Annotated in this window: 13 protein-coding genes; all 13 read right to left on the bottom strand. The window is 48.8% G+C overall.

Going from position 1 to position 12,011, the window contains the following annotated elements; all coding sequences use genetic code 11:
• Positions 1-16 precede the first annotated feature (16 nt).
• Positions 17-2,587: an AAA family ATPase gene (locus tag JOC37_RS08285; RefSeq protein ID WP_204617912.1), complete on the bottom strand. Its 2,571-nt coding sequence runs from the start codon at positions 2,585-2,587 to the stop codon at positions 17-19.
• Positions 2,584-3,810 carry a metallophosphoesterase family protein gene (locus tag JOC37_RS08290; protein WP_204617914.1) on the bottom strand — a complete coding sequence of 409 codons (1,227 nt, stop codon included), beginning with the start codon at positions 3,808-3,810 and terminating at the stop codon, positions 2,584-2,586. The genes JOC37_RS08285 and JOC37_RS08290 overlap by 4 nt, the downstream gene beginning before the upstream one ends.
• A gap of 29 nt (positions 3,811-3,839) precedes the next feature.
• Positions 3,840-5,471: a helicase HerA domain-containing protein gene (locus JOC37_RS08295; protein WP_204617916.1), complete on the bottom strand. Its 1,632-nt coding sequence runs from the start codon at positions 5,469-5,471 to the stop codon at positions 3,840-3,842.
• A complete protein-coding gene (locus JOC37_RS08300) occupies positions 5,468-6,043 on the bottom strand; it encodes an HAS-barrel domain-containing protein (RefSeq protein ID WP_204617918.1) in 576 nt (191 codons plus the stop codon). Before JOC37_RS08300 ends, JOC37_RS08295 begins: the two co-directional genes overlap by 4 nt.
• Entirely contained in the window at positions 6,043-7,209 is a 1,167-nt protein-coding gene (locus JOC37_RS08305; protein ID WP_204617920.1) for a DNA double-strand break repair nuclease NurA, read from the bottom strand. The genes JOC37_RS08300 and JOC37_RS08305 overlap by 1 nt, the downstream gene beginning before the upstream one ends.
• A 128-nt stretch (positions 7,210-7,337) precedes the next feature.
• Positions 7,338-7,718, bottom strand: a complete 381-nt coding sequence (locus JOC37_RS08310) for a DUF4363 family protein (protein ID WP_204617922.1) — start codon at positions 7,716-7,718, stop codon at positions 7,338-7,340.
• 24 nt (positions 7,719-7,742) lie between these two features.
• On the bottom strand, positions 7,743-8,423 hold the full coding sequence (locus JOC37_RS08315) for a YetF domain-containing protein (protein ID WP_204617924.1): 681 nt from the start codon (positions 8,421-8,423) through the stop codon (positions 7,743-7,745).
• A 12-nt stretch (positions 8,424-8,435) separates the two neighbouring features.
• Entirely contained in the window at positions 8,436-8,897 is a 462-nt protein-coding gene (locus tag JOC37_RS08320; protein WP_204617926.1) for a YhcN/YlaJ family sporulation lipoprotein, read from the bottom strand.
• A 62-nt stretch (positions 8,898-8,959) separates the two neighbouring features.
• On the bottom strand, positions 8,960-9,313 hold the full coding sequence (gene spoVAE, locus JOC37_RS08325) for a stage V sporulation protein AE (protein ID WP_204617928.1): 354 nt from the start codon (positions 9,311-9,313) through the stop codon (positions 8,960-8,962).
• A gap of 13 nt (positions 9,314-9,326) precedes the next feature.
• A complete protein-coding gene (gene spoVAD, locus JOC37_RS08330; RefSeq protein ID WP_204617930.1) occupies positions 9,327-10,334 on the bottom strand; it encodes a stage V sporulation protein AD in 1,008 nt (335 codons plus the stop codon).
• Between the two features lies 1 nt (position 10,335).
• Positions 10,336-10,815, bottom strand: a complete 480-nt coding sequence (spoVAC, locus tag JOC37_RS08335) for a stage V sporulation protein AC (RefSeq protein ID WP_204617932.1) — start codon at positions 10,813-10,815, stop codon at positions 10,336-10,338.
• A gap of 12 nt (positions 10,816-10,827) precedes the next feature.
• The gene (locus JOC37_RS08340; protein WP_204617934.1) at positions 10,828-11,685 is read right to left on the bottom strand and encodes a DUF421 domain-containing protein; all 858 of its coding nucleotides are present in this window, start codon (positions 11,683-11,685) and stop codon (positions 10,828-10,830) included.
• Between the two features lie 26 nt (positions 11,686-11,711).
• Positions 11,712-11,918 (bottom strand): DUF1657 domain-containing protein, encoded by a 207-nt coding sequence (locus JOC37_RS08345; RefSeq protein ID WP_204617936.1) that lies wholly within the window; start codon positions 11,916-11,918, stop codon positions 11,712-11,714.
• Between the last annotated feature and the right edge of the window lie 93 nt (positions 11,919-12,011).

A 12,011-nucleotide genomic window follows, 5' to 3' on the forward strand; every position in this document is an offset into this window, starting at 1 on the left:
ACCTTTTGGGCCCAGGTTACTGCCGCACTTCAACGGTTGAACCGTTTTCACCTTTGGTTACCACCAGCTGTACCGGAAAGGCATGTTTTAGTTCTTCAATATGGGTAATAACAATTATTTTTTCAAAGTCACCGGCGATGGCATTGATAGCCTGTACCAACTTCTCTTTTCCCCGGGCATCCTGGGTACCAAACCCTTCATCTATTACCAGGGTCTGCAGCCTGGCACCCGCCCGCCGGGCCAGCAGCCGCGACAGGGCAATGCGCAGGGCAAAGTTAACCTTAAAGGCTTCGCCGCCGCTGAACATTTCATACCGGCGGGTGCTGGACTCATCGGAAATATATATTTCCAGCGTTTCCACCACCCGTTTACTGCTTTTGGCCGCTTTTTGGGTCACCAGCGCCACTGTCAAACGGCCTTCTGAAATTTGCTGCAGTATCCGGTTGGCCTCCTGCTCCAGTTCCGGAATGGCATTTTCAATAATAATGGCCTGGATGCCGTTTTTACCAAAGGCTTTTACCAGCTCGTTATAATAGTTCCTTTCCTTCTGGGCGGTTTCCCTTTCTGCCGTTAACCGCTGTTTCTCCTGTTCCAGCCGCCGGCAGCGGTCTAATTTTTCCTGTACAATGCCCAGACTGCGTTCCACTTCAGAAATGCGCTTCTGCACACCGGCCATTTTATCTTCAGCCGCTTCTAAACTGTGCTGCAGGCCGGTAAGTTCTTTCAGCTTAACGGAATGCTGCTGTATTAACTCGGTTGTGCTGCCGGCAGCCCCATGTAATGAATGCAGGCTTTCTTCAAAATGCCGCAGGTTTTCCCTGCTGCTTTCCAGCGCCGCCCGGGCCCACTGCAGGCTTTGATACTGCTGTTCATAATGCTTTAATTCAGCAATTTGTGCTTGTATTTGGTTGTGTTCGGCGGTGGAATAATTAATTTTTCTAATCTGCTGCCGGAGGTCTTTAATGGCATTTTGCTGCTGCAGGGCAAAATTTGCCTCGTTCAAGATCGCCTGCAGTTTATCAAATTCCCTCTGCAGCTCAGCCTGTTTTTGGGCCGCCTGTTTAGATTCATTTAACCGGTGCTGTAATATTGAGTATTCCTTTTCCAGCCCGCGGCAGTTATTTAACTTATCCTCCACCTGTTTTAATTCATCCTGCGCCTGCCGGCACTTTTCATTCAAGCCGGTTATCTCCTGCCGCAGCTGCTCATGCTGTTCTTTTAACTGCTGCCCCTCTCGAATCATTTCATTTAACACCTGTTCCCGGTGAACGCCGGACAGCTCGGTGCGGCACAGCGGGCAGCTGGCCACCGGTTGACGCAGTAGGGAATACTTACCCCGCAATTCCGATATCTGCTCATTTATCCTGGCGGCCAACAATTCTTTAGCCTTTATCTCCTGGACATGGGATTGTACAGCTTCCTTTAATTCCTGCCGCCGTTCTTCCAGCTGTTTTAACCCGGCAAGCCCATCCTCCAGCAGGGCCAGTTCTTTTTCTAAACCTTTTCTTTGCTGTGAAAGGCTTTGGTAATGGTTTAGTTCACCCTGCAGCTGGACACATTGTTTTTCAATTTTCGACTGCTCATGCTGTACCTGCAGTTCCAGGTTCATCTTTTCTTCATTTAACTGCAGTAACCGGCGGGATTTTTCATTGTATTGTTTGTCCCTTTCCACCAATTGCTGCAGCTGCCGGTAATTGGATTCGATTTCACCGGCCCTGGCCACCAGTTCTTCGCCCTGCCGGAGCTGCTGCCGCAGTGATTTAACCCTCTCTTCTACGGCAGTAATCTGCTTTTGGTAGTCCTTTAACTGCGCTTCCAGTTCCTGCACCCTTTTCTGCACCTGCTGCAGTTCAGAAAGCCTGCTCCGTAAGCTGTCCACTTCTGACTGTACATCCTGGTATTCCCGGTACAGCAGGTTGTACTTTGCTTCCAGTTCTTTCTCCTGCTGCCGGTACCGTTCCATTTGGGAGAGTTCTTCAACCATTTCCTCCAGCTTGGCATCTATTTGGGCACACAGGGCCCCGGCTTTCCCGGCCTCTTCCCTGGCCAGCATTTCCAAGTCTCTGTACACAGATAACCCCAGTATCTCACCCAAAATCTTTTTCCGCTCCGCCGGTTTCATGGATGTAAAACTGTCCGCCCTGCCCTGCAGTATAAAGGATGAACTGGTAAAGGTGTGGTAATCCATGCGCAAAACTTGAATAATCTTTCGCTGGGTTTCACTGATACTGTCCGCCGTGATGGAACGAAAGGCATTCCCGTCGTATACTTGAAATTCCAAAGAGGATTTTTTCCGGCGCTTGTCCCGGCGGCGGCAAACCCGGTAGGTATTTCCTTCCAACAAAAAAGTAAATTCCACTTCCATATCTTCAGCCCCGGAACGTATTAGATCATCTACCCCGGCCCCCCGCTCGTCGGTTCCCCTGGCCTGGCCCCAAACTGCCCAGGTAATGGCATCCAGCAGGGCCGATTTGCCATTGCCGTTATCGCCGGTGAGACAGGCCACATTAAAACCGTCAAATCGAATGGGATCAGATTGTGCACCGTAACTGATAAAATTTCTTAATTTCAACTCCACCGGAATCATCCGTAAATATCCCTCTCTTTCAATTTACGGTATAGACTTTCAGCCCGCTGCACCAGTTCTTCTTTATCACCGTTAACACCGGCAGTTTCCAGGTACTCCTTAAAGGCGGCCAAAGGGTCCAGTTTCTCATTCAGATTGGGGTTGCGTAATGCACCGTCTTCACCAGTCAGTTCACGATTTATCGAAGCCAGGTAGTAATAGTGCCGGTCAATAAACCGGCGCACCTGCCGGTGGTTGATATTGGCATAATCAGCGGCAGTACATTCAATAATCAACCGCAGTATCGCCCGCTGATCGGCACTTTTTTCCACCCGTTCCAGTATTTCCGCTGTGGGGTCTTTGCCCTTGATTTTTACTCTAACGGTAACAAAGGGCCGGGTGGACAGGGGGTAAAAATTATAGCTGCAGCGTCCTTTTTCAACTTCCACCAGCACATAACCCTTTTTCTCCTTTTCTTCACCGAAATCTATGCGATCCAGGCTGCCGCTGTAAACCAGCGGCGGGTTTTCCGCCAGCACCTGCTGCCTGTGTATATGGCCCAGCGCCACATAATCAAATCCCCCCTGCTGCAGGGCAGAGGCAGGTACTGCCAGATCCCGCCCCACCATGATGCAGTGTTCCGAACCGGCCACCGCACCGGTTACCGTAATGTGGGCACACAGCACCGCCGGAATATCCGGTTCCAGTTCCGCAGACAACCGTCGGGCTAAACCGGCAACGTTGGCGGCCATTTCTTCCTCCAGCTGTTCCAAAGTTTTACCGCTATGCCCTTCCCTGCTCAACCACGAGCTGCGGGAAGGATAAGGAATGGCCGCCACCTGCACCGGACCGGATTTAGTATCAATTACGTACACCCGGGGATGGCGCCCCACCGTTATCCCCGGCACCTGCAGGGTACGGTAAATATCTAAAGCGTTAGATTTACCCGCAGCGTTGGGTAAATCGTGATTGCCCACCAGCATAAACACTTTAATTCCCGCATCCGAAAGCTTTTTCAGCCGCCTGGCCAGTGCATTTTGGTGTGTTTCAGAGGGCTCACGATTTTTAAAGGCATCGCCGCAAAAAAGCACCAGATCTACCTGTTTTTCTATGGCATCTTTAACCAGGCTGTCCAGCGAAACTAAAAAATCTCGCAGCCGGCTGTGCACACCGGTTTTGTGATCAATACGCCCGTAATTTTCCACCCCGATATGCCAGTCGGCGGTGTGTAAGATACGTATCATAGAATACCACCCGTTCTAAAAAACTTTTATTACAACTCCAGATCTTCACCGTACATGCCATCTACCATTTCTTTAAACGCATTATCATTCTCCGCATAATCCGTTTCCCCAATCTCATTATAGAACTGTACATCGTAATTCCTGGTTTTTATCACCACCGGCATGGGTACGGCATGTCCCATTATTAACGCCTGCTGCTTGGAATCCAGGCTGTACAGTATATTGCGCAGGTTTTTAGCATTATGTACCCCGGTTAAAAGGGCACTAACATCAGACTCATCGTCCAACTTACAGGCAATTTTGGTGCCAATTTGAGACATCACTTCACTGTCAATACCCGACGTGCGCTGGTCCACCAGCAGCAGCGTCACATTATACTTGCGCATTTCCCTGGCAATGGTGGCAAAAATAGTATCTCTGGAAAGTTCGGGACTTAAAAAACGGTGCGCCTCTTCAATGGTTATCACCAGGTGTGGGGGCTTGTTCTCCTTGGTGGCCTGGTATTTTTCCATCCGCCTGACATACTCGGCGTGAATGCGCTTGGTAAGTATATTGGTTACCAGCATGTAGCCTAACAGTTGGGTACTGCCGAACTCAATAACCACATGCCTGCCGCTGTGAAGATACTGCATTATTTTATCCACCGCATCAAAGGGTACTTTATCCCGCATAAAGGGCAGGTCGTAAACCCGTTTCAACTTTCGCTGCAGTGCCTGCAGCGCCCCCAGGTGAAGACCATGGTCTTCAGCATAGCTTTTTAATTCTTCAGCCCCCATTTCAATTAATAACTTAAACCAGTGCTGGGGGCCCATTTTACCGGACAGCAGGTGCATGGTTTCGGTGGCGGTGCTGTTTAAATTTAACTGGGACTGCAGCAGTAATATGTCCTCCGGGGTAATTTGATTGTACGCCAGGTGTATCTCATGGTCATACTTGGCCCCCCGGCGCCGGCTGGACTGGGAATCCAAAGTGAAAATAACCACCTGAGAAGAAAACAGCTGCTTTAAACCTTTAACATGGGATTCACGTTTTGTACCGTCACCCCGGTCTTCTTCCCTGGTGGCTTCCCAACCGTATTCATTGTGGGCATCAAAGATCAGGTTCACCGCCGCCCGGCTTTTAGTAATTCCAGCCAGTATCAGCCGGGTAAGAAAGGTTTTGCCGGTGCCGGCCTTGCCGAAAATGCCGGTACAGCGCTCCACCAGTTTGGGCAGATTGACACAAACCGGGGTATCCATTTCCAGGGGAGTACCCATGGAAAAGTACACTTTGTTGTCAGGGGCACCAAAAACACGGGCCACATCCTCACTGGTGGCAGTGCGCACCGGGGAACCGTGGGGGGGAATGGTGCGCACCGCCCGCACTTCCCCGGCCAGGTCTTTATCTGCCATCAGCATGGGATTTAAAGATATATTGCCAAAAATACTGTCCCCGATAATAATTTCCCTGGCCAGTTCATCATCCTCTTCGTCAAAGGAATCTACCAGCACAGCTGGGTTGGTGGAGTCTATTTTTACATCCGCCACCAGCGAAAAGTAGCGGTACTTCTGCCCTTCAATAACTGCAAAATTCCCCACTTTAACATCTTCCACGGTATAATGGGGATCTAATTTTACTTCCACCCCTGCACTTAACGACCCCCTGACAACTTTTCCCCTCACTGCCGAATCCTCCTTATGATGGATTTAAACCGCTCGTAATCTGCTGCCAAAAGCCGACGCAGTTCATTGCCCACCCGGCGGTGGTAACCAATGACATCATCCTGATAAGCACTGGAGCTGCGCACCACTGCCGCCACCAGTTCATCTCTGGGTTCACAACCGGAAGCTAAAATGGTGCTGATAAAATTGAGGTTTTGGCCTATCTGCCTGTACTGTTCGCCGGTGCACCGCCGGACAAAGGAATGAATCCGTGCCGGTTGAGGGGGAAGATATCCCAGATATTTATTGTTTTGATAATGTCCCACCACCAGCACATCGAAATAGGTGCGCAGCAAATAAAAAATTTGCGGCTGTTTGCGGCGCAGCTCCTCTTCCGGCTGCCCGTAAGCCATTGGTCTTCGGGCCGGGTCCGTGCTGGCGGTGGTGGTGTTAAACACCACCCCAACAATACCGCCTTCACTGCTGTCCACCTGTACAAAGGAACCAAAATCGGGAGCTTGATGCAGTTTTACCGCCTCACAGGTGAATTGGGTGGTTTTACTTTCTATTACTTCGCCGATATGGTCACTCATTACACCGGAACGCTCCTTTTGCGCATACTTTTACAGGTTATCTCTGATAACAAACCGCTTTCAATCAGTTTTCTATTAACCAGTTCATAAAAAACTTTACGATCGCTGCCGCTTACCACTGCCTGCCGGTGAGCCTCCGCCAGGCACACTGGGTAACCGCCGCCCTTTTGGGCTTGGTCTACCACAACGCTGTGTACAGTATTTATGTACTCGGTATCCAGCGCCACCCACCGGGGCACTTCCACCCGGATAATCTCCATGCCCACGTTAACATAAAAGAAATAAATCCTGTGCTCACCATATTTCTCCAGCACCTTGGAATTAGACTTAAAAAGCGCCGAACGCCGGCCGTACTCTAACCAACCAGCAAATAAAGCGGCATCCCGCAGGCCGGATACCGATTCACAGGGACTGTCAGGCTGTCCCCGGCGGGCACAGTGGTCGCAGTCCACCCGCAGCTGCGGGCACAGCTGCACCCGCAGCATGTTGATAACATCGGTACTGCGGCTCCCGGATATGTAACCGGCCAGCGGCACTCTTCTCTGCCGTAAACTCTCATAGCTGGACACTAACGCTGTTAAAAAATTTTCCGCCCACTTACCCTGCTGCTCTGCCGCCCACTGAATAAGGGTACCATCGGTTAGGGCCACCACGGTGCCTGCCTTACAGCGCCGGGACATTTTCACCAGTGCCTCTGCCTCTTCCAGGGTACGGAGAGCGGATACCCGCTGGCTGTCCACCAGCCTCTTTACTCCATCCTCTTCCATGTATAAATCTTCTTCACGATAATACAATTTGGGCTCGCTGTTTAGTTCCGCCCCGGGGTTATTCCCATATTCCAGGGCAGCGGTGCCAATATTTATTAAATAACACAACACCACCTCATGATGATCGGGAAAAAGCTGTGACCCGTCACTGGCTAAAACCTGATATTCGCCGGGAGGCGGCGGAAGTGGGTGAGTTACAGCCGCATCTTCTACGGGTTCAGCCACCAGCCAGGATGTTTTGCTCTCCTGCACCCGCTTCGCTATTTCTTTCAATCTTCCATTCAACTGGGACAGACTTTGGGCAGCTGCTTTTAACTTTTGTTTGTTATTATCGGCATTTGCCCGGCAATGTTTTACCATCGCCTCTATATGGGGAAAAAGGCCGGATAAATCAAGCATTTTCTAACACTCCCGATAAGCAGAACCATTGTTCGATATATAATAATTCGACGGGCAGCATCTTTTCCCTTCAATATGAGCTTTAAAACTTTAACCACAAATCCGGCCTATACGCGCCACCGCGTCTTCTATAATATATTTTTTATGGTTACCGCTTCCTTTTCCGGTATATGCTGAATCATCAATTTCAGTTCTGATAAATGCCCCAAAGAAAGGTCAATATTTTTTTGGGCAATGTATTCTTTTATCCTGGCCAGGTTAAACTCAATATTGTCAATTTCCTGGTGATCCAGGAACACCGGCCACCAGTTTGCTTTTTTACGCCAGCTGTTCTCCAAAGCCTTTGTTTCTTCACCGGCCCTTTGCCAATCCTCTTTTTCAGCAGCCGTCATTATTTGATCAATATTTTGGGCCAAACTTTCCGCCGCTGCGGCTATGGTATGGTTTGTCCAAATTCCCAGTACAATAAACAGCGCGAATATCACTCCCAAAACTGCCAGTAATCTCATAGCCAACCCTCCATAAACTTTACGCTAACCAACCTTGGATTTTTTCTGATAAAACAATCTACCCCCGGTATCTAAACTGGCAAAAAGCACATCCTTTACATCTTTTACCCCCAATTTTTCCAGTTCCGACTGCAGCCATTCTTCATTTAGGCTGCACTTAGCCAGATTTTCACGCAGTACTAAACCATCGATGATCAGTGTGGTGGGCAGTCCTTCATAGGTGGTGGATATATTCAAATCCTCCGGTATCACCGGCCTCTTTTGAGATTTGGGTATGACACTTAAATCCCCGCTGGTTTCTAATATGGCAAATTCAACGTCAGCAATGTTGGGTACATTTTTTACTCTCAATTGCTCCAATAAATCATTTATGTTGTATCTTAACCGCCGCAGTTCCTGATCAATAATTTTTCCGTTTTCAATTAAAACGCTGGGTCTGCCGCAAATTATTCCCCGGGCTCTTTCACTTTTCAGGGAAAGATACGACAATGTCACCTGAAAAAGTACTAGGGTAATAATGGCTACAATTCCACTAACCAGCGGTACCCCTATGTCTGCCATGGGAATAACCGCCAGTTCGGCCAATAAAATTATAATTACCAGTTCAAAGGGCTGCAGCTGCCCTATTTGTCTTTTCCCCATCAGCCTCAGTGCAACTGCTATCAACGAAAATAAAATTATTGTCCGTATAATTATCAGCAGCATGTATTTATTCCCCTAACCTTTCATGTCTTCGTTTATTTTATTAACTTTCTGATCTATTTTCGGCAGTGATAATTGCTTCCCTGATTTAATTTGTTTTTCTATCTGCTGCAGCTGAAAAAACAGCTTTTTATCCGCTGTCACCCGCACCGTATACCCTTTATTTATTTTTTTAATTTTGTCATGTACCTGCTGTTTTATTTTTTGCAGCCGCAGCCGGTCAAACCCGCTTACTTTAATGGCTGCGGAAATGTTTTTATTAACCACCACCGCTGTGCTGTCTGCCACACCATCCACCGTTCGGACCGTTTTTTTAACCTGCTCGGCCAGCCCGGGATCTACTTTAATCTCTTTAACCGGTACAGCCTGCTGCTGGGGCTTTTCAGCCGGTGCATGCCCCACGGCACACCCGGCCGTTATAAACAATAAAATCAGTAAAACAAGGGTTTTAAGGCTTTTCGCACTGAAGACAACCATAACATCCCCCTCATTCAAAACACATGGATGCTTTTACCTGCCGCTGATATAAAGCGGTAAAATTATCCCTTTGGCCTTACTAACAACGCGGCTATAAAGCCAAAAATTATGGCTGCAGAAATACCGGCACTGGTAACCTCAAAAATGCCGGTAAGAATGCCCACCAAACCGGTGGTTTCTGCTTCAGCCATGGCCCCGTGCACCAGCGAGTTGCCGAAGCTGGTTATCGGCACCGTTGCTCCCGCACCGGCGAAGTCTATTAATGGTTCATAGAGCCCCAGCCCGGACAAAACAGCACCCGATACCACCAGGGTACTCATGGTGTGGGCAGGAGTCAATCTAACCACATCTATCAGCAGCTGGCCGATAACACAAATAATTCCCCCCACCACAAAGGCCGTTAAATAACTCTCCAAGCTAATTCCCTCCCTACCGGTGATACTCTATGGAAACGGCATGAGCTATGCAAGGAATACTTTCCTTTTGCTGATACGATAAGGGTGAAAGCAGCGCCCCGGTGGCAACAATTAATATTTTTTTCAGTTCTCCCCTCTTCATCCTGTTTAATATGTGGCCGTAAGTAACGGCGGCGGAACAACCGCAGCCGCTGCCCCCGGAAAACACAGGCTGCTCGCCGCTGTAGATAAGTAAACCGCAGTCTGTAAATATCTCCCGGGGAATGTCTATATCATGTTTTGCAAACAGGTCGGCAGCAATTTTGTGCCCCACTTTTCCCAAATCCCCGGTGGCGATAAGGTCATATTCCCGGGCCGAAATGCGCAGATCCCTTAAGTGGGCGGTAATGGTGTCCACCGCTGCTGGAGCCATGGCTGCTCCCATGTTGAAGGGATCTGTCATCCCCATATCCACCACCCTGCCTATGGTGGCGGAAGTAACTTTGGGCCCTTCACCATGGGAACTTAACAGCCCCACTCCGGCAGCGGTAACGGTCCACTGGGCGGTGTCAGGCTTTTGAGCCCCGTATTCATTGGGATACCGGAATTGTTTTTCCGCTGCCGCGTTGTGACTCACCGCACCGCAGATAACTTTTTCGGCCGCCTTACTCTCTATCAACAAGGCTCCCAGGGCCAGGCTTTCCATTGAAGTGGAACAGGCGCCAAAAAGACCCAGGTAGGGAAGCGCCAGGGTTCTGGCGGCAAAGCTGCTGGAAACAATCTGGTTCATTAAATCCCCACTTAAAAAGAACTGAATGTCTTCTTTTTTTAACCCGGCCTTTTCAATGGCATTTTCGCAGGCTTCCTCCAGCAGCTTTCTCTCCGCTTTTTCATAGCTGTCCTGGCCGAGCCACAAATCACCGTGCAGAATATCAAAGTCATCGGCCAGCGGCCCTTGGGCCTCAAAGGGGCCTCCCACCACCGAAGAAGAAATAATGGTGGGCCGGTTTGCAAAAACCCAGGTTTGATGGCCGTGCAGCATATCAGGCTCCCCCCAACGCAGCAATGGTTGTCTTTATCAGCGCAACTACAAAGGCGGCAAACACACCATAAGTAATAACCGATCCAGCCAATTTAAACATATTGCCGCCCACTCCAAGCACATAGCCTTCGCTGCGGTGTTCAATGGCCGCCGATGCAATGGAGTTGGCAAAACCGGTTACCGGAACAGCAGTGCCCGCCCCGGCCCACTGGGCCAAGTGGTCGTATATACCTAAGGAAGTTAAAATAACGGAAATCAAAATTAAAACGGCCACCGTGGGATTGCCCACTGTTTTTTCGGTAAAATTAAAATTCCAAAGAAAAAAATCCGAGATTACCTGGCCGAGGACGCAAATCCCGCCGCCCACTACAAAGGCCTTTAGAGAATTTAATGCCAGCGGCCGCCGGGGTTCCCTTTCCTTGGCAAAGGCTTGATATTCCTGCTGTACCGGGGTTAACTTTTTCTTTTTTTTGTTGGACATGTGCAGCACCTCTTATTTCAGCAGTAAAGGTTTTAAATGCTCGGTTATCTCGCTCAACTCTTCAGCTGATCGGGCATACATTTTCTTAGCCTCAGCATCCTTAGTGCTCAGGGCGTAAATCTCACAGTCCGCCTGACATTTCTTTAATGTATAATAGGCCAGTTCCCTTGCTGTTGGTTTCGGTACTTTAACGGCATCATCAAACAGGTCCAAATAAAGCTGCCCCACAGAGTCCACCTGGGCGATAAAAACATTTTCCGGTGCCACCCCGGCCTTCTCCAGCTCTGTATGCAGCCAATTTCTGTTCAGTCCCATTGCCCTCAAAGGTTCATCCATGATAATTCCATCCAGCATTACCGTTTGGGGAACTGTTTCCTCAGCCACATTTATACCCATTGTTTTGGCATTCAAGGGCTGCTTATCTTTTTTCAGGTGTACACTTATATCTCCATTGGGCTCCAGCAGGGCAAATTCCACATCGGCAACCTGAAAGATATTTTTTTGGCGCAGTTTGCTTAATAAATCCTCCGGTGTAAGCCGGGCCTCCATCAGCTTGTCCTCCAGCACTTTACCGTGATTGATTAAGATTGTTTCCCGGCCCTGAACAATATCCCTGACGATCTTATATTTTAAAGATAACAGGGAAATTAATATGGGCAGAACTGTCCATACCGCCAGTGCCACCAGCCCCTTGGAAACAGAAATAATATTTAAAGAAACGGCCGCGGCCAGCACTCCCAGCACAATGGCCGTTACCAAATCAAAAAAAGTTAACTGCGCAGTCTGCCTCTTACCCATCAATCGCACCAGCAGCAGGGTCAGGGCAAATAAAGCAGCTGAGCGAATAAGCACATTTAACCATTCCGGCATAATCAATTACCCCTTATAACAAGCATCTAAAAACCTTTATATTGAGGTTCTTCAAATTCCAAAGTTTTCAACCGGTGCTGAAAATCTTCGATTATGTATTCCAGTTTATCTGCACTGTTTTTTAAAAGCTTTTGAGCCTGTTCCTCCTGTTCCACAGCAGCCATATTTTTCAGCGCCGCCTGGGTACCTTTTAAGCTGGCCAGTGTTTGTTTAACATGTGATGCCACCGTCATTACTGTCACCTCCATAAAAATATTGTGTATGTTTAACAGTGTTTTATACAAAAAACTAGCCGGAAATCAATCCGGCAAACATTACTGTGCCAG

Origin of the sequence: Desulforadius tongensis, from assembly GCF_016907915.1 — a bacterium.
In the GTDB taxonomy this organism is placed as follows: Bacteria; Bacillota; Desulfotomaculia; order Desulfotomaculales; family Desulfohalotomaculaceae; genus Desulforadius; species Desulforadius tongensis.

Excerpts from the sequence above, each read along its gene's own strand:
- JOC37_RS08285 (WP_204617912.1), bottom strand. The coding sequence starts at position 2,587 with ATGATTCCGGTGGAGTTGAAATTAAGAAATTTTATCAGTTACGGTGCA.
- JOC37_RS08290 (WP_204617914.1), bottom strand. The coding sequence starts at position 3,810 with ATGATACGTATCTTACACACCGCCGACTGGCATATCGGGGTGGAAAAT.
- JOC37_RS08300 (WP_204617918.1), bottom strand. The coding sequence starts at position 6,043 with ATGAGTGACCATATCGGCGAAGTAATAGAAAGTAAAACCACCCAATTC.
- JOC37_RS08305 (WP_204617920.1), bottom strand. The coding sequence starts at position 7,209 with ATGCTTGATTTATCCGGCCTTTTTCCCCATATAGAGGCGATGGTAAAA.
- JOC37_RS08310 (WP_204617922.1), bottom strand. The coding sequence starts at position 7,718 with ATGAGATTACTGGCAGTTTTGGGAGTGATATTCGCGCTGTTTATTGTA.
- JOC37_RS08315 (WP_204617924.1), bottom strand. The coding sequence starts at position 8,423 with ATGCTGCTGATAATTATACGGACAATAATTTTATTTTCGTTGATAGCA.
- JOC37_RS08320 (WP_204617926.1), bottom strand. The coding sequence starts at position 8,897 with ATGGTTGTCTTCAGTGCGAAAAGCCTTAAAACCCTTGTTTTACTGATT.
- spoVAD (WP_204617930.1), bottom strand. The coding sequence starts at position 10,334 with ATGCTGCACGGCCATCAAACCTGGGTTTTTGCAAACCGGCCCACCATT.
- spoVAC (WP_204617932.1), bottom strand. The coding sequence starts at position 10,815 with ATGTCCAACAAAAAAAAGAAAAAGTTAACCCCGGTACAGCAGGAATAT.
- JOC37_RS08340 (WP_204617934.1), bottom strand. The coding sequence starts at position 11,685 with ATGCCGGAATGGTTAAATGTGCTTATTCGCTCAGCTGCTTTATTTGCC.
- JOC37_RS08345 (WP_204617936.1), bottom strand. The coding sequence starts at position 11,918 with ATGACGGTGGCATCACATGTTAAACAAACACTGGCCAGCTTAAAAGGT.